This is a genomic window from Streptococcus sp. HJ1, assembly GCF_052399005.1.
Classification (GTDB): domain Bacteria; phylum Bacillota; class Bacilli; order Lactobacillales; family Streptococcaceae; genus Streptococcus.
The window spans coordinates 1306293-1327169 of record NZ_CP199005.1; the positions used below are offsets into that span (position 1 = coordinate 1306293).

The 20877-nt window shown below is 41.9% G+C and carries 21 protein-coding genes, 1 pseudogene and 1 other annotated feature; of the genes and pseudogenes, 1 reads left to right on the forward strand and 21 read right to left on the reverse strand.

Annotation, left to right across the window (positions count from 1 at the left end):
* Positions 1 to 193 precede the first annotated feature (193 nt).
* From gloA to ACT17O_RS06710, 9 genes are all read right to left on the reverse strand, one after another.
* Complete coding sequence (gloA, locus tag ACT17O_RS06670) at positions 194 to 574, reverse strand: lactoylglutathione lyase (protein WP_033629915.1); 381 nt, start codon at positions 572 to 574, stop codon at positions 194 to 196.
* Positions 575 to 671: 97 nt separating this feature from the next.
* Complete coding sequence (locus ACT17O_RS06675; protein ID WP_444817289.1) at positions 672 to 3443, reverse strand: J domain-containing protein; 2772 nt, start codon at positions 3441 to 3443, stop codon at positions 672 to 674.
* Between the two features lie 13 nt (positions 3444 to 3456).
* Positions 3457 to 5121 carry an Hsp70 family protein gene (locus tag ACT17O_RS06680; RefSeq protein WP_444817290.1) on the reverse strand — a complete coding sequence of 555 codons (1665 nt, stop codon included), beginning with the start codon at positions 5119 to 5121 and terminating at the stop codon, positions 3457 to 3459.
* 175 nt (positions 5122 to 5296) lie between these two features.
* Positions 5297 to 5656: a 50S ribosomal protein L20 gene (gene rplT / locus ACT17O_RS06685; RefSeq protein WP_000124830.1), complete on the reverse strand. Its 360-nt coding sequence runs from the start codon at positions 5654 to 5656 to the stop codon at positions 5297 to 5299.
* A gap of 51 nt (positions 5657 to 5707) precedes the next feature.
* A complete protein-coding gene (rpmI, locus tag ACT17O_RS06690) occupies positions 5708 to 5908 on the reverse strand; it encodes a 50S ribosomal protein L35 (protein ID WP_001125942.1) in 201 nt (66 codons plus the stop codon).
* Between the two features lie 32 nt (positions 5909 to 5940).
* A complete protein-coding gene (gene infC, locus ACT17O_RS06695; RefSeq protein WP_000848184.1) occupies positions 5941 to 6471 on the reverse strand; it encodes a translation initiation factor IF-3 in 531 nt (176 codons plus the stop codon).
* Between the two features lie 15 nt (positions 6472 to 6486).
* Positions 6487 to 6618, reverse strand: a sequence feature (ribosomal protein L20 leader region).
* A gap of 72 nt (positions 6619 to 6690) precedes the next feature.
* Positions 6691 to 8931 (reverse strand): DNA internalization-related competence protein ComEC/Rec2, encoded by a 2241-nt coding sequence (locus tag ACT17O_RS06700; RefSeq protein WP_444817291.1) that lies wholly within the window; start codon positions 8929 to 8931, stop codon positions 6691 to 6693.
* Positions 8915 to 9565, reverse strand: coding sequence for a helix-hairpin-helix domain-containing protein (locus ACT17O_RS06705; protein ID WP_434398823.1), 651 nt, complete (start codon positions 9563 to 9565; stop codon positions 8915 to 8917). Before ACT17O_RS06705 ends, ACT17O_RS06700 begins: the two co-directional genes overlap by 17 nt.
* Before the next feature lie 67 nt (positions 9566 to 9632).
* Positions 9633 to 10202 carry a GNAT family N-acetyltransferase gene (locus ACT17O_RS06710; protein WP_444817292.1) on the reverse strand — a complete coding sequence of 190 codons (570 nt, stop codon included), beginning with the start codon at positions 10200 to 10202 and terminating at the stop codon, positions 9633 to 9635.
* A gap of 176 nt (positions 10203 to 10378) precedes the next feature.
* On the opposite strand from ACT17O_RS06710, the gene ald reads away from it, so the two are divergent.
* On the forward strand, positions 10379 to 11491 hold the full coding sequence (gene ald / locus ACT17O_RS06715) for an alanine dehydrogenase (protein WP_444817293.1): 1113 nt from the start codon (positions 10379 to 10381) through the stop codon (positions 11489 to 11491).
* 52 nt (positions 11492 to 11543) lie between these two features.
* On the opposite strand, the gene ACT17O_RS06720 is transcribed toward ald, so the two are convergent.
* From ACT17O_RS06720 to proC, 12 genes and pseudogenes are all read right to left on the reverse strand, one after another.
* Positions 11544 to 12530, reverse strand: a complete 987-nt coding sequence (locus ACT17O_RS06720) for a PhoH family protein (RefSeq protein WP_444817294.1) — start codon at positions 12528 to 12530, stop codon at positions 11544 to 11546.
* Positions 12531 to 12610: 80 nt separating this feature from the next.
* Positions 12611 to 12826: a YozE family protein gene (locus ACT17O_RS06725; RefSeq protein WP_001232084.1), complete on the reverse strand. Its 216-nt coding sequence runs from the start codon at positions 12824 to 12826 to the stop codon at positions 12611 to 12613.
* Positions 12823 to 13415, reverse strand: a pseudogene (locus ACT17O_RS06730) (GrpB family protein). The gene ACT17O_RS06725 and the pseudogene ACT17O_RS06730 overlap by 4 nt, the downstream one beginning before the upstream one ends.
* A gap of 11 nt (positions 13416 to 13426) precedes the next feature.
* The gene (cvfB, locus tag ACT17O_RS06735; protein WP_444817295.1) at positions 13427 to 14281 is read right to left on the reverse strand and encodes an RNA-binding virulence regulatory protein CvfB; all 855 of its coding nucleotides are present in this window, start codon (positions 14279 to 14281) and stop codon (positions 13427 to 13429) included.
* 59 nt (positions 14282 to 14340) lie between these two features.
* On the reverse strand, positions 14341 to 14898 hold the full coding sequence (gene frr / locus ACT17O_RS06740; RefSeq protein ID WP_444817296.1) for a ribosome recycling factor: 558 nt from the start codon (positions 14896 to 14898) through the stop codon (positions 14341 to 14343).
* Between the two features lie 8 nt (positions 14899 to 14906).
* Entirely contained in the window at positions 14907 to 15644 is a 738-nt protein-coding gene (gene pyrH / locus ACT17O_RS06745; protein ID WP_000002996.1) for a UMP kinase, read from the reverse strand.
* Positions 15645 to 15703: 59 nt separating this feature from the next.
* Positions 15704 to 17062, reverse strand: coding sequence for a methylenetetrahydrofolate--tRNA-(uracil(54)-C(5))-methyltransferase (FADH(2)-oxidizing) TrmFO (gene trmFO / locus ACT17O_RS06750; protein ID WP_444817297.1), 1359 nt, complete (start codon positions 17060 to 17062; stop codon positions 15704 to 15706).
* Between the two features lie 133 nt (positions 17063 to 17195).
* The gene (gene rsmI, locus ACT17O_RS06755) at positions 17196 to 18074 is read right to left on the reverse strand and encodes a 16S rRNA (cytidine(1402)-2'-O)-methyltransferase (RefSeq protein WP_001166866.1); all 879 of its coding nucleotides are present in this window, start codon (positions 18072 to 18074) and stop codon (positions 17196 to 17198) included.
* A gap of 2 nt (positions 18075 to 18076) precedes the next feature.
* The gene (gene yabA / locus ACT17O_RS06760) at positions 18077 to 18394 is read right to left on the reverse strand and encodes a DNA replication initiation control protein YabA (RefSeq protein ID WP_000358229.1); all 318 of its coding nucleotides are present in this window, start codon (positions 18392 to 18394) and stop codon (positions 18077 to 18079) included.
* A 36-nt stretch (positions 18395 to 18430) separates the two neighbouring features.
* On the reverse strand, positions 18431 to 19321 hold the full coding sequence (locus ACT17O_RS06765; RefSeq protein WP_444817298.1) for a DNA polymerase III subunit delta': 891 nt from the start codon (positions 19319 to 19321) through the stop codon (positions 18431 to 18433).
* Complete coding sequence (gene tmk / locus ACT17O_RS06770; protein WP_444817299.1) at positions 19318 to 19956, reverse strand: dTMP kinase; 639 nt, start codon at positions 19954 to 19956, stop codon at positions 19318 to 19320. The genes ACT17O_RS06765 and tmk overlap by 4 nt, the downstream gene beginning before the upstream one ends.
* Positions 19957 to 20076: 120 nt before the next feature.
* Entirely contained in the window at positions 20077 to 20874 is a 798-nt protein-coding gene (gene proC / locus ACT17O_RS06775; protein WP_444817300.1) for a pyrroline-5-carboxylate reductase, read from the reverse strand.
* Positions 20875 to 20877: the final 3 nt, after the last annotated feature.

The following is a 20877-nucleotide window of genomic DNA, read 5'->3' on the forward strand; positions in this document are numbered from 1 at the left end:
CAAGGCCTCAGTTAGGTTAGGCTAGAACTCATGCGCACACTTAAAAAGTCCCCACAGAGAGCCCCCTTATCCCTTTTATCTGACACCTTGTGAATCTCTCTGGACTCCCCTTAAAGGTTAAATTTGTATTAGTATACTCTTTCAAAGAAAAAAAGTCAAGCAGAAAACGAACATTCTACTTGACTTTACTGGATTATTTTTCACGAATGACTTCGACCTTGTAGCCATCAGGATCCTTGACAAAGTAATAGTTTGGTGGGTTACCTGGTAGGCCTTTGGGCTCTGTAACCTCATAGCCTTTGTTGCTATGTTCTTGATGTAGGGCCTCAAGGTCAGGTGTACTGAGGGCGATATGGGCGAAGCCATCTCCTACCACATAAGGACCGTGATCATAGTTATAGGTTAACTCCAACTCGTAGTCATCACCCTCAAGTCCTAGATAGACAATGGTGAAAGCATGATCTGGAAAATCTCTGCGACGCAATTCTTTAAAACCAAAAGCATCTTGATAGAATGCAATTGATTTTTCAAGGTTTTCTACTCGCAAGCAAGTGTGTAACATTTTTGAAGCCATCTTCATTACCTCTTTCATTTGAATAGTTCTATTATACCTTTATTCAGGAAAATTTACTAGGAACTTGAACTAGAGTCCTCTTCTCTGCGCTTTCATTCTATGCAGAACTTTTGCGGTTTTCCTTGCGTATATTGCGAATAATGAGAAGCATGATAAGGACAAAAAGTCCTTCGAGGAAGTAGAACGTAAATTCACTGTTCATGATTAGTAAGTCTTTGTGATGATAGTTATTACCGAAAACTGAATTTGGTGCAAATAGGATTCGGAACAGTCTTCTTAGGAAAATAAAGATCTGCAAGCCATAAATCATAAAGACCTTCTTCACACCAATCATGAAGCCTTGTTCCTTTGTAAAATAAGACAAGGCAATTCCATTTAACAAGAGGATAACAGTTATAGCCAGTGTTTCATTTCGTAGAATAGTTGGATCAAAGATGTCTAAACGGCTGTGAATGTAGGGCAACGTTTGAAAGAGTAAGATTCCCAAGATTGCTGGTATGAAAATTTTCTTCAGAGATGGTGGAAATCCAGGACTAAATCTTGTAAAAGACAAGCAAATCACAAGGATTGCAAAAATATGGAAGTACATCATTGCAACTCCAGAAATGATCTGGCTTCGATTTACCAAAGCAGAAAAAAAACCAGCAGAAAGAAAGATACCAACAGGAATCAGCTTATCCAAAGAATAATCCCATTTCAGCCCCTGACTCACTTGAAAACCATCGATGAAGCTGAAAAATGTAATGAACATAAGAGCACCGATGAGGCCAAACGGTAAGGATGGAATGACGAGGGTCAATAGCAAGATTAGTAGGAACCATGGATGGGGGCTGTAGTAGAATTTCCGTTTTTCTCCTCTAGCAGTCACTCCTTCCTCAATTGGTGTTTTTCTTAATTTTAGCATATAGACGTAAAAGAGAGAAAACATACCCGCATGAACCCATGAATTATAACCAGGTCGCTCTATAATACTGAGTATCAAACTTACAATCGTAAAGAGACCAGAGAAAATCTGAAGAAACTTATTTTTAAAGACCTGTCTTTTTTTCCAATCCAAATAAGAGAGTCTGGCCTTTGGATGACTAAGTTCATAAGCATAAACTGTCATCTCTTCTAGTTTCTGGTCTGTCTCCTCCGTCATCATTTGGGGAGCCATTTTAGAAGTAGGAAAAGGAGCTAAAACATATCTCAGGAGATCGCCATCTGTAAATCGATGGTACTCCTTATAGATCTGTTGAAGTAAAATCGTTAGAATGCGTGGTCTTCCTTTAAAGTAGCTTCTCCACTTCTCCCAATCATTTATATCTTCATCGCTCTTGGTGAGCTTATCCATATAAAGATAACCTTCATTGTACCAGTAATCAAAATTTTCTTTTTTATCTAGTGCGTACTCCTCTACCACTGAAGGATAAGAATGGATACTCTTCCAGAAATGGAGTTTTTTCAGGTAAGGATTTGATTCCTCATCACTGTAACGCTCCACAAATTGGAAAACAAGGGCTAACACTTTCGCATTGGTTAAAGGATAGACGTCCACCTTTTCTAACAAATAAAGTAGGAGCGTGTGATCTTTGACTGTTTCAAAAAGATATTGCCAATCACGTAACAGTTTGTACTCGTCTTCATAGTGAGCATGGATCAACTCATAGAAGGCTGCCTCAACTTCATCTGGATTATCTAGAGAGTAATGACTAAAGTCAACGTTTTCTCCCAGCTCCCCTTTTACTTCCTCTATGTAATCAGCCAAGTCATTCAAGAGTGGATAATCCTCTTCAAATATGACTTGTCGGTTTTTTTCAAGAATATAGGTTAAAACTGGCACACTCTTGATTATTTGACGATTTTGATTTACTTGATCTAAGACCATAAAGCTCAGATAGGGGTGCTTGAAAAACTCTATCCAAGAGCTCAATTGATTTGCTTTGTTAAAATCATGGAGAATTTCTTGGCAAAGTTGATAAGAATAATAGAATTCTTCAGTGGCTTCATGTGCGCTTTCAAGCGAACTGCCTTCCTCTTCTGCTATAGCTCTTTTAACTTTCCAATACTTCAGTTTATAGTAATAGCCCCAGTACTTAAAGTCAGGTATATAATCTTCCAGCAAGGGAATGAGGATAGAGAATTGCTCCGGTTTGTTAAAAATATAAACATCCATTTCCTCTAAAACGGATTGAACAATGTCCATATCATACTGATACTGATGAAAGAACTGACGCCATAGATGCTCTTGTTCTTCTGGACTGTAATCATCATTTTTAACAATACTTTCAATCGCATTTCGGATCAGATAAGTTTCTTCATTATAACCGCTAAAGTCAAGAGTAGACCTTGTTAATCCTTCTTGCCCCTGGTTCTCTTCATCACCAAACGTTTCAAAATTGAGGGGATTCGTAGCTCTTTCTTCAGAATCTCCATTTAGCTGAACTTCCTCATCATAGTCACTAAAGTCAAGGGTGGGCTTTTGCTCATCCTCTTCCGCTTTAAAGGTTTCAAAGTTAAAGGAATCGCTGGTTTTATCAGTCGATTTCTGATAATCACTGAAATCAAGACTTGATGTTTCAGACTCTTTGTTCTCAGTCTTCGTTTCTTCAGTCAAGTTCTCAAAGTTGAGACTAGAGTTAGGCTTTTCATTCGCCTCTTCTTCAAGTTCAGTAGCTTCTTGAGAGTCACTCGCTTTTCTTAGACTTTTTTCTAGTCTTGTATTTCTAGACCTCGCATAAGTCAAGGCTTTTTGATAAGCTTCAACAATTTCTTGGTAAATTTTTGGTTGGTCTTCTGGGTGATAGAGCCGAACCAGTTCAGCATAACGCCTTCTAATAAGCTTGACGTCAGTCGTTGGCTCTATCCCTAAAGTTTCCCATATATTCATAAGGTCTCCTCTTTTATAGTCCTCGATCTAGGAAGTCTAAATAGTTTGAAAATGATTGATAAAGTTTTGGCAAATGATAAACAGATGCTTGACTGACCTCTTCTTCAAATCGTCTAGTTTCAGCCATTAGCTCATCTCTTCTTCTCCCCAAGAGCATACTGTACACGCGATTCGCTTTTTCAATCAAGAAGCGATAAACCTCTGTTTCTTGAGCATTGATCTTATAGCGAGTCAACTCTGCTTGCTTAGCCTTGATTTCCTTTTCTGTCAGAGTAACACTATCTTGGAGAATAACATGACTAAAGACTTCCTGTGTTGAATCAATTTTCACTTCGACATCCAAAATCCCATTTAAATCATAGGTAAATCGAACTGTGAAACTTTCATTTACTCGAGTATTCACAGGGACGGGAACTTCTAATTCTCCTAGGAACAGGTTTTGAGATGCCTTCATCATCTCACCTTGATAGACCTTTATCTTGACTTGGCTCTGTCCCAATTCAGCCGTATAGTACTGTTCAATGCGTGAAGCAGGTAGGGTAGAATTTCGCTCAATAATCGGCGAAAAACGGTCTCCAACTATCTCAATCCCCAGTGTAAAAGGACAAATATCAGATAGTAATAAATCTCGTATCTCACCCTGGCGTTCTTTGATACCTGCTAGAAGGGCACAACCTCTCGCAATCATCCGATCAGGATCATCCGAAACCTGCACCATTTGATTGATACAGTAGGATAAAAAGTCCTGAACCAAGCGGAGTTTCGAAGTCCCCCCAACAAGAACAAAGTTATCTGATGACACATAGCTATAGCGTGCATCCATCAAGGCACGATCCAAAACAGCCTTAACACGGGCTAGCAACGGTTGACAAAGCTCATAAAAACGCTGGTAGCTCAGGTCTAAAGTGTATTCCTGTTCTTGGTCCAGAACCATCATCTTCACTTCTTCTTTACTATTGAGTTCTAGCTTTGTCTTTTCAGCCTGTACCAGAATTTTGCTATAAAATTCTCGGGAAATCGTATCCTTGGTTAATTGATTGGAGACTAAAAATTCCTCAGCAATAGCCGCAGTAAAGTCTTCTCCTCCCAAACGATTGTCCCCTGCGATTGACACTATTTCAACAATGTTATCAAATAGCTCTACAACTGAAATGTCCAGAGTGCCACCACCAAAATCGACTACAATAAAAGATTGATCTTCTTGGTTTACCATAGATCTTTTAGCAAGAGCTGCAGCAGAGGGTTCATTGATAATCCGATCAATCTGAACGCCTGCAAATTTCCCTGCTAGTTTAGTCGCATAGCGTTGAGCATCATTGAAATAGGCTGGAACACTAACAATCACTTCCTCAACCTTTTCTCCAAGATAGGTCTCTGCATCGTCTACCAACTTTCGAATGATAAAAGAGCTTAATTCTTCAGCCTTATATGCTCGATTTCCTAGCGTCAACTCATGCTTGGTCCCCATAAAACGCTTGAACTGAGAAACCGTCTTGTCTGGGTGGGTCACCAAGCGTTCCTTGGCAATTTTTCCAACTATAATCTCAGCATTGTCATCTAAAGCCACAACAGAAGGAGTTAAATACTCACCAAAAGCATTGGGAATCAGCTTGACCTGGCCATCTTGGTATACCCCTACTAAAGAATTAGTCGTCCCTAAATCAATACCTACTATCATCTTCTTCTAACTCCAAATCTTTTTTAGATATTCCTATTATACAAGAAATATCCTATTTTCTTTGAAAAAATCTGTTATTTACTCTCTAAAATAGAAAATCGTTTAAGGAAAATAAAAAAGTTTCACCCTACTCTTGCGGTAAAAACCACGAGAGTAAGAATGAAACAGTTTGTCATTATTTACCAAGTTTTGCTTTAGCTGCATCTGCAAGAGCTGTGAAAGCTGCTGCATCGTTAACAGCCAAGTCAGCAAGCATTTTACGGTTAACTTCGATTTCAGCCAATTTCAAACCATGCATCAATTGTGAGTATGAAAGTCCGTTCAAACGAGCTGCCGCATTGATACGAGTGATCCACAATTTACGGAAGTCACGTTTTTTCTGACGACGGTCACGGTATGCATAGTAGTAAGAGTTCATTACTTGTTCTTTTGCAGTACGGAACAAGATGTGTTTAGCTCCATAGTAACCTTTTGCTAATTTAAGAATACGTTTACGACGTTTGCGTGATACAACGCCACCTTTAACACGTGCCATGTTTTATTTCCTCCAAATATTTCCTAGAATTGTTTACTTACTGTTAGGCTATTATTTCAAGCGAGTAAGCATTGCTTTGATACGTTTGAAATCTCCTGAATGCACCATAGATGCTTTACGAAGATGACGACGTTGTTTCTTAGTTTTTCCGTGGAAACGGTGAGAAGTGTAAGCACGGAAACGTTTAAGTCCACCAGAACCTGTACGTTTGAAACGTTTAGCTGATGCGCGGTGTGTTTTTTGTTTTGGCATGATTTTTTCTCCTTTATTTAACTTTCTGACAATTATTTTTTGTCAGTTGCTGGCGCCAACTGCATGAACATTTGGCGTCCATCCATCTTAGCTCGTTGTTCGATGATCGCAATATCTTGTGTTGCTTCAGCAAACTCGGCTAAAACTTTTGCACCAATCTCTTTATGGGTGATCATACGCCCTTTAAAGCGAATGGATACCTTAACTTTATTTCCTTTTTCAAGGAACTTGCGTGCATTGCGAAGTTTTGTGTCAAAGTCACCCTTGTCAATAGTTGGACTCAGACGAACTTCTTTCACAGTAACAACACTTTGTTTTTTACGTTGTTCTTTTTGCTTTTTCTGGTACTCAAATTTGAACTTACCGTAGTCCATAATTTTAGCAACAGGCGGTTTTGCTTGGGGTTGAATTAAAACTAAGTCAACATTCGCACTATCAGCCAATGCTTGCGCTTCGCTGAGTGGCTTGATGCCTAGCTGTTCTCCCTCAAGACCGATCAAGCGAACTTCACGTACACGAATTTCATCATTGATGAATAAGTCTTGCTTTGCTATGGTTTTCACCTCTTTTTTATTATTAGAGAAAAACAATAGCGGACTCGTAATGATACAAGCCCGCACGTTATGATAGCGTTTCTTAGAAACTTTTCATCCGTAGGGCCAGGCAACTTGATGTCACAAGGCGAGAAGCTCTCACTTCTGCTTTTCTCAACTTTTATATGATACCAAGTTTTCTATTCCTTGTCAAGATAAAAAGTCAATTTTTCGAAAAGTTTGTCTATTTTATCGAACCGTTTCAATTCGCCAACTATTCCACCCTGTAAAGCGGATAGCCCCTTGCTGGTCAGTTCTGTAAATCTTACTCTTGATACTTTCCATTCGTGTCAAGGATTCCTGATGGGGGAGTTTCGCACGATTGTTTTTTCCAACTGAGATGAGAGTGAACTCCGGTTTGAGCTGTTCTAGGAAAGCTGAATTGGATGATGTTTTAGCACCATGTTGGCCTGCTTTCAGGACATCCACCTCTAAGTCAGGGTATTGCTTTAGAAGATCCTTCTCTCCCTTCTCTTTCAAATTTCCTGTAAAGAGAAAGTGCTTATCTAAGAGTTTTCCATAAAGAATCAGGGAACCATCACGATCCCCATTTCCAATCTGCCTTGAAGATAGGACTTCTAACTGACTCCCAAAAATCGGCAAATTTTCCCCTGCTGTCACACTACGTACCTTGGTTTGACTTGCTTCTAATTCTGCCACAAATTCCTTCTGTGTCAGACTTCCTTGTGATACTAAAATCTCCCCAACATGGAAAGCCTTGGTCACCTCCAGTAAATCACCAACATGTTCCTTGTCTGTATTGGTCAAAATCAGCTGGTCAATCTTATCTACTCCTCGACTTTTAAGATAGGGAATCAAGTTTCGCTGGACATTGCTGGTCGTCGCCTTTTCCTGCCAAGCTTGGATTTTCTTGTCAGATTCTGCCTTACCTCCTACATCTATGAGAATAGTTTTACCAGTTACATCCCGTAGGAAAATACTCTCCCCTTGTCCAACATCTAGCATGGTAATTTCATTTTCAAGTGGATGCTTGGTCAAGAAAAAGAGCCCCACAATAAAAAGACTGACTCCTGCTAGTCTTTTGATGTTTTTCCTAAAGTCATAGACAAAGGCCAATGAAACTAACAGTAGAATCAACAGCCATGCGTTGGGTTGACCAAAGACCAGAGGCCTGCTTGCCAGCTGCGATACCAAGCGAATGATGTTCTCCAACCACTCAAAAACAAAGTTAAACTGAGTGACTGGGTAAACAAAAGACAGAATGAATAAGATGGACAAAAGCGGTAAGAATACCACATCAAACAGAAAGGAAAAGACAAAGGTCAAAAGGATAGACCAAGGCTGAAATTCTGCAAAATAAAAGGATAGAATGGGCAATATTCCTAAAGAAATGACCACACTTTCTCTGGCAACAGCCTTGATCCCATCGCCTTCTTTGCTAGTCATGGTCAAGATAAAAGCATAAGCACAGGACAAGACTCCTCCTGCTGTCAAGAAAAAGTTGGGCATGATGATAAAGAGGACAAGAACCGTTAAGGCAAAATTATCCAAACTCTTAACACCATGTTGGGCCAGTAACTTTTGCAAGAGACTGCGAATGACCGAAGCTGAGAATCCTGTCAGACCTGCATAGATAAGGGAAAAAGGATAGGTCAGCCACTTCAACTTTTCTTGAGTCAAGCCCAATCGCAAAAGGAGCTTCTTAAACCCATCCATAAAAAATCCTACCTGCATACCTGACAAGGCAAAAAGGTGGATAATTCCTAGACTAGAATAGAGCTCATTCATCTCCTCGAAGTCCGTATCCAGATGTCCAAAAAGAAGCCCTGTCATATAGTTGCGCATAGGGTCTGGAAAGTGCATCTTGATCCAAACTACAGCCTTTCGACGTAAAGCCGACAAATTTTCACCTATATCCCAACTGCTAACCTTTTTAAGTGACTGGATGCTCTTGATAGTCAGTGTCTGGTAAATCCCCTGAGTTTTCAGATAGGCTTGGTAGTCAAATCCACCAAAATTTCTCTGGCCTTCTGGCTCGGAAAGTTTTCCTTCTAGTTCAATCTCATAGAGCTCTGTCAAGGCTTGAAATTGCTCTTTCTCCTCCTCGGACTGGAGTTTATAGTAAACTTGGAAGGTACGGCCGTCAGCCTTGCCCCGAAAGGACAGACTATCTCCATTAACTTTAATAGTATCTGGTAAAATTCTCACCTTCTCTACAGACGCAACTAAGTCTTGACTAGCTTGTGTCTGTTGCCAAGTTTGAAACAGAAACCAAAATCCAAAAACTCCACAAATCGCTAAAACTTTACCAGCCGATTTCCAAGGAAATTGGAAAAAGAGACAGACGAGCAAAAAAACAAAACCTAGCAGTGCGAGATAGGACGCTCCAAAAATAGCATAGTAAAGCCAGAGTAACAGAAAACTCAGATAGATTAGGGGGATAGGGAAATTCTTAATCCACTGTGACATAATCTTTTAGCTTTTCTATGGTCTTAGCGCCAATACCAGAAACTTTCTTTAATTCATCTACCGACTTGAATTTGCCATTTGTCTCACGATGATCGATAATGTCCTGAGCTCTTTTTCCTCCCAAGCCTTTAACCTGTTTGAGTTCTTCCAGACTGGCTTTGTTGAGGTTGACTTTCTTATCCTTGCTTGTCGAAGAAGGCGTTCCAGAGACAGTCTGCTGACCAGCTGCTTCTTCCCCCTTACTCGGAACGTAGACCAGAGCCTCGTCGCTGACTTTCTGGGCTAAATTGAGCGACTTGCTATCTGCTTGCTCTGTCAAGCCACCTGCTTTCTGAACAGCATCATGGACCCGACTACCGACTGGCAAATCATAAATCCCTGGTGATTTGACAGCACCTTTGACATCCACTGTAATCAGGTCTTGTTCCAGAGGCTCTTCTTTTTCCTCCTTCTTCACTTCTTTTTCAGACGATGAATCCTTTGAAACGGCCGAGACTTCAGTCTGCAAATTTGTTTCTTTCACAGATGTTTGTGAACTTGGCTTTAGTAGGAAAAATGCGCCCAAGACCAAGCCTAAAACAGCACAGATGACAATGATTTTATACTCTTTGATTTTCTCGATAATTACTTCCATATTTTCTCCTCTCTTAAGTTATTCGCAAGAGAAAGAAAAAAACAGTCGAAAATTTCTTTTCAACTGCTTATTTATTTGCAAAATAGTCTTCCTTAGTCAAGACATAATGAACTCTTGTGATGATTCGACCTGGTTCTTTATTATCCATTCTGGCATAGGGTTCTTCGTGGGAAAAACGCATCCCAGATTTCTCCATGACCTTGCCAGATGCGGGATTGTCTTTGTCATGAAGAGCGGTCAACTTGTTCATTCCAATCTTCTCAAAAGCCAGCTCAATCACGGCACGATTGGCTTCTGTCGTCAATCCTTGATTCCAATATTTTTTATTGATAATGTAGCCAATGGCTGCCTTCTTAAGAACAGGATCGATCTTGTGCAAATCAATGGTTCCAATAAACTGACCATTGCTTTTTAGTTCGATTCCCCAGCGTCCCAAGGGATTAGCCAAGTAGAACTGAGCGATGTTGTTCTTGGTTTCTTCTAAGCTTTGATTTGTTGGAAAAGTGTAGCGTGTATTTTCTCTGTCTGAGGCATACTCAAACATAGCTTCTGCATCGTCCAAGGTTACAGGTCGGAGCAATAAACGCTCCGTTTCTATAGATGGATACTGGGCAAATTTCACAAATATTGATTCCATACTTTTCCCTCCATTAGAGCTTGATTCTCACTAGTCTAGCATAAATAAATTTGGATGACAAGTTTTTCTTGATTTTTGAAGCGGTTTCATATACAATAAAACCATCACATTTTTGATTTATGAACTGGAATGTGACAACTAAAACAATCCCGTCAATTGAAAGGTAGGTTATCTCTATGTTAATCGGAATTCCAAAAGAAATTAAAAATAACGAAAACCGCGTTGCCCTCACTCCTGCTGGCGTCCACAGTTTAGTCAGCCGTGGACATCGCGTCCTCATCGAAACAAATGCTGGTCTCGGTTCAGGATTTACTGATTCGGACTATCAAAAGCAAGGAGCTGAGATTGTCGCTACTGCTGCTGAAGCCTGGGCTGCCGAGTTAGTCGTGAAAGTAAAAGAGCCACTAGCTTCTGAATATGGTTATCTGCGCGACGATCTTCTTCTCTTCACCTACTTGCACATGGCCGCTGCGCCAGAATTAGCAGAAGCTATGTTAGCAGCCAAAACAACAGGAATTGCCTATGAAACTGTTCGTGACAATCAAGGACAACTACCGCTCCTCGTTCCTATGAGTGAGGTTGCAGGTCGTATGGCTGTTCAAATCGGAGCTCACTTCCTTACTAAGCAAGCTGGTGGCTCTGGTGTTCTACTTGGTGGTGTACCAGGTGTTCCAAAAGGAAAAGTAACCATCATCGGTGGTGGTGTCGTCGGTACACATGCTGCCCGCATCGCCCTTGGTCTTGGTGCTCAAGTGACTATTTTAGATATCAGCGCTAAGCGTCTCTCAGCTCTAGAAGAAGTCTTTGGAAATCAAATTCAAACTCTTATGTCTAATTCATTCAACATCGAAGCAAGTGTGAGAGATGCTGATGTGGTGATTGGTGCGGTTCTCATCCCTGGTGCCAAAGCACCAAAATTGGTGACAGATGAGATGGTCAAACAAATGCGTCCAGGCTCTGTCATTGTTGACGTTGCTGTTGACCAAGGTGGCGTTATCGAGACAGCTGACCGTGTGACAACACACGATGAACCTGTCTATGAAAAATACGGTGTTCTCCACTATGCCGTTGCCAATATCCCTGGCGCGGTTGCCCGTACTTCAACCATCGCCCTAACCAATGTCACTCTTCCTTATATCGAAGCTTTGGCCGGCAAAGGATTCGCACAAGCAATCTCTGAAGATGAAGGCTTACGTCAAGGTGTGACCACTTATAAAGGTTACTTAACTAGCCTACCAGTTGCTCAAGGGCTCGATAAAGAGCACACGTCTATCGACGAACTTGTTTAAAGCTAGACACTCATTAAAAAAAAGAGCAGTTCACGTCTGAACTGCTTTTTTGCTATTCTGTTTCTTGGTTCTTTTCTTCAACCTTAACTGGAGCTGATTCATAAGCTCGGATAATCTGAGCGACAACTGGATGACGAACCACATCCTTGGCTGAAAAATGAACAAAGTCGATTTGGTGAATGTTCTTGAGCTTTTCTTGAGCATCAATCAAACCGGACTTAACATTGCGTGGTAGGTCAATCTGGCTGATATCTCCATTGACAATCATCTTCGAATTAAAGCCTAAACGAGTCAGGAACATCTTCATCTGCATGATGGTCGTATTTTGTGCCTCATCTAAAATGACAAAAGCATCATCCAAGGTCCGACCACGCATATAGGCAAGGGGCGCGATTTCGATAATTTCACGCTCCATGAGACGGGTCGTTTGGTCTTTCCCGAGAATCTGGTACAAAGCATCGTAAACAGGTCGAAGATAAGGATCCACCTTCTCCTTGAGATCACCCGGAAGAAATCCTAGACTCTCACCTGCTTCCACTGCTGGACGAGTAAGGATAATCCGCTTGACTTGCCCACGTTTAAGGGCTGTCACTGCCAAGGTCACTGCAAGAAAGGTCTTCCCTGTCCCTGCTGGTCCGATTCCAAAGGTCACATCATGCTGTTTGACACTGTCCACATAAAGCTTTTGACCTAAGGTTTTGACACGGATCGGCTTCCCTGTATTGTCCTTGATAATTTCTTCTTCGTAAAGGGCGACAAACTTGTCGATTTCATCGTTTTTGACCATGCTAATCGCAGTCACCACATCTGGCGTGCCAACGGTCATTCCTCGATTTACCAAGACCATCAAAGCCTGGATAACCTGACGGGCTTCCTCACAGGCAGTCTCTTCTCCCAAAACCTGCACAATCTCCGTACGAGCATGAATCACCACATCGAGCTCTTCTTCCATCAAACGAAGATGGCGCTCATTGGAACCAAAAAGATGGAACAAGTCATCTGGGTGACTTAGTTGAATGTCTATTGAATGTTCCTTCAAATAAAGAACCTCTCTAATCCGTTTATTTCTTTTTATTATAGCAAAGAGAACAATAAAATACTAGCCTCATCTCATTGTCTCTAGTGTTCTAAGTATTCTTGCCAGATGGCGTCAAAGTCTCCTAGGTTAAAAGAGAAGCTGGCATGCTCCTCCAAAAAGCGACTCACCTCATCAAAATCATCCGTGTGTTTTGGAAAAGCTGACTCCTCAAAAGCGAGGTCTGCCAAGATGGCTTTTGGGCTATTACTTTTAGGATTGCGCTCGGTCATGAGCCAAGTGTAAAATGATTTTCTCAATTCTTTCTCCTATCAAGAGTTTTTTGATGACACTTTTCTGATTCTTGAAAATTACTGGACTTAGCCTCTGAAACGTAGTGGTTTATAAAATCCGTTTTCGCATCTGTATAGGCGTCTCGGTTGTGTTCAAATTGTTTCCACAAACTTAGTTTTAATTCCTGATACGCTTGGGCGATATCAGGATGCTGGCAGAGATAATCTCTAAAATAAATCTCGTCATTCGCAAATGTAGATGAAAAACTTTTTCCGCAAAGCCCTGCTCTGTATATCCTTTATTTAGCGAAATCCTGTTAGGACTCTCTGACATCACTAGCCACCCATTCTTCACCAATAAATCCCTAACTCTTGCTAAATCCTCTATTCTACCTACTTCTAGCAGAATATCAACGATATTTTTGGCCCAAATATTAGGGATAGCAGTGCTACCGATATGTTCTATTCTTTTAATAACATTTGTACCCAATATTTTTTTCAGATTTGTTTTCTCCAATTCATACCAGTCTTTCCACTCTGACCTGTGCTCTACTAGAAAAATAGGAAAAAGTTGCCAGAGTTCCTCTAAACTCATTTCTTCAAGTTTCTTTATCATGTCTATAAGACCTAAATCAATTCTGTACCAAACTGGTCTTGCTTGATTTTGCCAGCCTTCATCAAACCACCGAGTGCTTTCTTGAACTGACCTTTAGAAATGCCAAAGGTTGCTTTGATGTCCTCAGGGGATGACTTATCATTCAAGGTCATAAATCCGCCATTGCTTTCCAAGTAAGTCAAAATCATCTGGGCATCATTTTCCAACATCTCAAAAGAACGTGGTTTGAGAGAAAGATTAAGAGTGCGATCAACCTCGCGGAAACCAATGACACGCGCATCTAACACTTGCCCCAAACGTGGCTCTGCGTAGCGTTCACTTGGGTGAATGAAACCAAGCATGTTATTCTCTGGTAGGTAAACAAATGTTCCTGACAGCTTGAGACGGTAAACAATGGCTGGCCAGTTTTGATTCTGCATGTTGTTGTAAGCAGGACGAGCCAGACGTTGGAAGTCTTCCTGATACGCCAAGAGTCCCCAGATTCGGTCTTTCTTGTCCACTTCAAGGCGGATATAGAGTCGGTCACCCTTCTTAGGCCAGAGTTCTTTAAGCTCTGGAAGAATATCGAGTGACACAACGATTTCCTTATCAGGTAGACCGGTATCAACAAAAACACCCAAATCCTTACGAACTTCTGTTACGGTTCCCCAGCCAAATTGGTCTTGAGTGGCAGTAACTTCTTGAGTGGTCAAGCGGAGTTTCTGCTTCATATCCGTATAGGCAAAACCTTTGACCGTATCCCCTACTGTATGTTGGCCTTCTTCCTTGGCAAGAGCATAGGTCTGACCATCCTTTTGCACAAAGTAAAAACGGTCATTTTCATCGATGATGAGTCCAACGATAAAACTTGCAAGATTTGTATTCATATTTCCTTCTTTCGAATAAAACTCAGCCAGCAATGCCAACTGAGTTTTTCTGTTTATTTTTAGACTTCCAAGATTTCTTTTTCTTTATTAGCAGTCATGTCGTCGATGTGTTTCACAGCATCGTCTGTTACTTTTTGAATATCTTTTTCAAGAGTCTTCAATTCGTCTTCAGTGATTTCTTTTGCTTTTTCTTGCTTTTTAGCTTCATCCATAGCGTCGCGACGGATATTGCGGACAGCCACTTTAGCATTTTCACCGACCTTCTTCACTTCTTTGGCAAGGTCACGACGAGTCTCTTCTGTAAGAGCAGGGATAACCAAACGGATCACAGAGCCGTCATTAGCTGGTGTAATACCAAGATCAGAAGCGTTCAAGGCACGTTCGATGTCTTTCAATGAAGACTTGTCAAATGGTGTTACCAACAAAACACGCGCTTCTGGAATAGTGATAGAAGCGATTTGATTAAGAGGAGTTTCTACTCCATAGTATTCTACGTAGACACGGTCCAGCAAGCTTGCATTGGCACGTCCGGCACGGATCCCACCAAATTCACGAGCAAGTGATTGGTGAGACTGGGTCATTCTCTCTTTAGCTTTTTCTACAATTGCGTTAGCCATAATCTTTTCTATTCCTTTTCTTCGATATTGTTTGAAACTGTTGTTCCGATATTTTCACCAAATACGACACGTTTGATGTTACCTGGTTGGTTCATGTTGAAGACCACCAAGTCGATGTCGTTATCCATTGAGAGGGTTGAAGCAGTTGAGTCCATGATACGAAGACCTTTGTTGATAACATCACGGTGAGTCAATTCTTCAAACTTAACGGCTGTCTTGTCCTTCTTAGGATCGGCATTGTAAACACCGTCGACACCATTTTTAGCCATCAGAATGGCATCTGCTTCGATTTCAGCTGCACGAAGAGCCGCTGTTGTATCTGTTGAGAAGTAAGGTGAACCAATACCAGCACCAAAGATAACGATGCGGCCTTTTTCAAGGTGGCGAAGAGCACGTCCACGTACATAAGGTTCTGCCACTTGTTGCATGGCAATGGCAGTTTGCACACGCGTATCGACACCAACTTGTTGCAATGAATCTGCCATCACAAGAGCATTCATCACGGTCCCAAGCATTCCAGTGTAATCTGCCTGAACGCGGTCCATTCCTGCTTCTGCAGCAGGTTCACCACGCCAGAGATTCCCTCCACCAATAACAAGGGCAATTTCGATACCTAAGCTATGAACTTCTTGAATCTCTTTTGCGATTGTTTGAACTGTCTGGATATCAATCCCTACGCCACGTTCACCGGCAAGGGCTTCACCTGATAACTTGATTAAAATACGTTTATACTTGGGATTCGCCATTTTTACTCTCCTTTTTTTATCCTACCTATTTTATCACAATTTCTAAGATTTTTATAGTATCATGAGCAATTCTTTGAAAAAAAATAGACCGTTAAAAATTCCTCTAAGTCGGTAAGGGCACGCTCTGCAATTTTTTCATAACGAGCCTTCTTATCACGGATACGCTCGCCTTCCAACTCCTTGATAATGCCAAAGTTGACATTCATGGGTTGGAAATGTTTGCTATCAGCGTGAGTGATGTAATGAGCTAGACTTCCGATCGCTGTGGTCTCTGGGAAGATAGCTTCACTTTCACCCTTGAAGAGGCGAGCTGCGTTAATACCTGCAACCAAGCCTGAGGCTGCTGACTCAACATAGCCTTCCACACCCGTCATCTGACCAGCAAAGAAGAGGTTAGGCTGTTTCTTAGAACGGTAAGTCTGCTCAAGAAGATTTGGTGAATCCATGTAAGAATTGCGGTGCATAACCCCATAACGAACAAACTCAGCATTTTCAAGACCAGGAATCATTTGGAAGACACGCTTTTGTTCTCCCCATTTGAGGTGGGTTTGGAAACCGACGATATTGTAGAGACTACCAGCCGCATTATCCTGACGAAGTTGGACAACCGCATACGGTGTTTTGAACTCCCCGTCACGAGGGCCTGTGTAATCGTCTGGATACTCCAGACCGACTGGTTTCATAGGACCATAAAGCATGGTTTTAATGCCACGTTTGGCCATGACTTCAATAGGCATACAACCTTCAAAGTACTTTTCTTTTTCAAACGAATTGAGCGGTGCTTCTTCCGCATTGATCAAGGCTTCATGGAAATCCATAAATTCTTGTTTGGTCATTGGAGCGTTGAGGTAGGCCGCTTCTCCCTTGTCATAACGAGACTTGAGATAGACCTTGCTCATATCGATGGTGTTGACATCGATAATCGGCGCTGCAGCGTCGTAGAAATAGAAACCATCACCGTCATTGAGGGCATGAATCTTTTCAGCTAGGGCGTCGCTGGTCAAAGGACCAGTAGCGACAACTGTAATAACATCAGTCGGCAATTCTGTAATTTCATCACGAACCACTTCAATCAAGGGATGATTAGCCACTTTTTCAGTCACCATTTGAGAGAAACCATCACGGTCCACCGCAAGGGCTCCACCAGCAGGAACACGTGTAGCTTCAGCAGATTCCAAGATAACAGAACCCAAGCGACGCATTTCTTCCTTGAGAAGCCCAACTGCATTGGTCAAAGCATCCCCACGTAAGGAATTGGAACAAACCAATTCAGCAAAATTGTCTGTTTTGTGCTGAGGTGTTGACTTGACCCCACGCATTTCATAAAGTTTAACTGGAATACCGCGTTCTGCGATTTGGTAAGCTGCTTCAGAACCTGCCAAACCAGCACCGATAACATTGATATAAGATTGAGACACGACACTAATACCTCTTTGGGTGGAAACCAAGTCCAAATAAAAACAAGCTACTAGACTATTTGACACCCACAAATCTTTCTAATTTTTCTTCTACTAGTATAACAAAAAAAGGGAAGATGGCAAACTTCCCTGTTTAGTCATTTTCTTGATTTTCTTCCCATTCGTGGTAGGCAGCGTAGAGTTGGCTTTTATTCCACTGGTAGAGTTTCGCAACTTCCTTAATGGCTTGATTTTTCTTCATGCCTTGCTGGATACGAGATTGGATTTCTGAAAACAAGTCCTCCTCGTCCTTTTCCTCCACATCCTGACTTGCGCCTTTAACGATGAGAAGGCATTCACCCTTGAGTGGCGTTTCAGCAATACTTTCTAGTAGCTCTGAAATCTTTCCTCGTTGGTATTCTTCATAGATTTTGGTCAATTCCCTGACCAAGACTACCGAGCGGTCACCGTAGACTTCTAGCATATTTTCCAATGTATCTGATACACGGTGGGGCGATTCGTAGAAAATCTGAGTTTCTGGGTAATCTTTTTTTAAGTCGAAAAATTGCTTTTGCTGGCCTGATTTTCTCGGTAAGAAACCGTAAAAGATATGTGGTTGTGGAGCTAAACCACTGGCAATCAAAGCAGAAATCCCTGCAGAGGCACCCGGAACTGTCACTACTGCAATTTCTTCCTCAATAGCTGCCTTAACCAAATCATGACCAGGGTCCGAGATACTAGGCAGACCCGCATCGGATACCTGAGCGATACTTTGTCCTGCTTTCAAGAAACCAATCAAATCAGGAATTTTTTCCTTGGCATTGTGCTCGTGAAAACTAATCTGCTTGGTGGAAATGTCAAAATGCTTGAGCAAAAGTCCTGTATTGCGCGTGTCCTCAGCTGCAATCCAGTCCACTTCTTTCAAGGTCTGAATGGCACGAAAGGTCATGTCATCTAGATTGCCAATCGGTGTTGCCACTAGATAAAGTTTGCCATATGGAGATTGTCCCTTAAAACTTTTTTGAATCTGCATGCCTACTCCCTGTACAACAACTCGTCACAGAACATACATTCCTCGTCCTGCTCTCGGCGTTGTCCATAAAAATCATTACATACGTGAAAACCGTCTTTATAGATCCGACGGACGCTTTCACGAACATGCTTGGCCTTGACGGGAGTATCTGCTTCCACCTCGCCCAAGCGTTCGCGCAACTTACTATTTTCCAAGCGAAGAGCTGTATTTTCCTCTACCAGGCTCTTGAGATTTTTCTTGATGGCTTCCACATCGGCCAAGGTCACCAGTAACTGTTGGGAAAAATCGTCCAGCGCGTCAAATAATTCTTTTTTATCCATAAACCAGCCCTTTCCTTTCTTTATCCTTCATTGAGTTTATATTTCTTTCAAGACCAGATATTCCATAGCATTTTGAAAGCTGACATTAGCCTGCCACATTTTTCTAGCTTCTAGCAAATCTTGCAGAATCTGTCGAATCCTTTCTTGCAAGAGATCCTGTCCACAGAGCACTTCGAGGATTCGCAAGACCTGATCTTGTTTTTCCTTGTCATCTGCCAAGCTGGCTAATTTAGCAACCTGAAGATAACTTTCTTTTTTCTTGGCTAATAGCCAAGTCAGCAGGCGCTCACTTTCATCCACCAAGGTCCAAAAACTTGCCTGATTTGCCAACTTTTCTGCTTCAGCTCGTGACTGACAAAACTGGGCTAAAAGAGTCGCCTTTTTCTTAACCAGTCCCTTTTGTTCTAAGAGCAAGATGAGCTTTTCTTCTTGCTTTTTAAAGTGGAAAATCTGTGTCCGACTTCGGATGGTCGGTAATATCTTTTCCTCATCGCTGGTCAAGAAAAAAATATAAACCTCACTCTGGGGTTCTTCGATGACCTTGAGCAGAGAATTGGCCGCGTTGGGATGCATTTTCTCCGCCTGCTCGATAATAAAAATTTGTTGCTGACTTTCAATCCCTGCTTGGGAAAACTGACCCACTAATTCTCGAATCCGTTCTGTCTTGATGACCTGATTGACTGGCTTGATTAAAGTAACATCGGGAAATTCTTCCTGCTCAATCAGCTTACAGTTTCGGCATTTCTCACATGGTAGAACACCTACTTTATCCGTACAAAAGAGGCTCTTAGCCAAAAACTGCGCCATTTCAAAGCTTCCAAAGAAACCTGAAAAAAGATAGGCATGATTGAGCTGGTCTTGTTCTAGGATATGGACAAAACGGTCAAACTGGTCTGGCTGCCAAGCCTTTAGTTGATCTTGTTTCATTTAGCCAAGCCCATTCTGTCAAACAAGACAGCCTTGGTTGTTTCCACAACTTGCTCCAAAGGAAGACTCGCATCAATCTTAACAATGCGATTTCCTTCTTTATCTAGAAGAGAAAGGTAGCCTTGACGGACTTTCTTGTGCAAGTCTAAGCCTTCCAAGTCCAAACGATTGACCTCGCGATCACTATTGGCAACAATGCGAGCCAGCCCTTCTTCCACCTCAATGTCAAAATAAAGTGTCAAATCGGGTTTGAGACCATCTGTTGCAAAGTGATTGAGCCAATCAATAGCATCAATATCCAAGCCACGGCCAAATCCCTGATAAGCAACGGAACTATCGATGAAGCGGTCCATAATAACCAACTTATCAGCTTGAAGGGCTGGGAGAACTTTTTCCACCAAGTGCTGTCTGCGACTGGCGATATAGAGAAGAAGCTCTGTTTTAGGATCCATCTGAGTATGACTTGGGTCCAAAATCACTTGACGAATCTTCTCTCCAATCAAGACTCCGCCTGGCTCACGGGTCGTCATCACCTCTACTCCTTTTTCCTCTAAAATTGGGAGTAAAGCCTCTAAAACACTGGTCTTTCCTGCTCCCTCTGGTCCCTCAAGAGAGACTAAAAATCCTTTTGACATGTCTAACTCATTTCTTTTTTTCTACCTTCTATTCTATCAAAAAAATAGTTTTTTGTGACAATCTTTTTGCGCCTTCTCCATTCAATCGACCATAAAAGAGGCTGGGAGTCATCCAACCTCTTATTTACCTAGTTCTTGTGTTCGTTTGTAGGCTTGATGAACTGCATCCATGACCGTGCCTCTAAAGGCGTGTTCTTCCAGACTTGCTACACCAGCGATAGTCGAACCTCCTGGGCTACAAACTTGGTCTTTCAAGACTCCAGGATGTTGTTGACTTTCGAGAACCATTTGTCCTGCGCCAACTACTGTTTGGGCAGCCATTTTCAAAGCCGTTTCTCGTGGCAATCCTGTCTGTACACCCGCATCTGCCAAAGCCTCGATAAAGAGATAGACAAAAGCTGGTCCACAACCTGCGAGACCTGTCGCCGCATCGATTAAGCCATCTCCCAGCTCAACCAAGAGACCAGCCTTGGCTAATAATTGACAAAAGAGTTCACTGTCCTCAGCACGACAGTTTGAGGACATGGCATAACTAATCACTCCTTGCCCGATAGCCACCGGAGTATTGGGCATGATGCGAATGATTCGGTGGTGAATCGGCAGAAGTCTAGCTAGTTTTTCCAAGGTCAGTCCAGCAGTCATGGAAATCAAAAGAAGACTCTCTCTTTTTTCAAGGATAGTCTGGTATTGAGCAAGCAGTTCAGAAAACTGAGCAGGCTTAACTCCTAGAAAAACCACATCTGCTTCTGCAAATATTTCTTCATTGCTGGAAGCCTGACCGCCGAAGTTGGCGATGAAAGCATCTACTTTTGCTTGACTACGATTGGCAAGGAGAATCTGAGCACCCGTCTTGGCCTGCAAGACAGCCTTGGCCAAACTAGCTCCCATATTTCCCAAACCGATAAATCCAATCTTCATCTC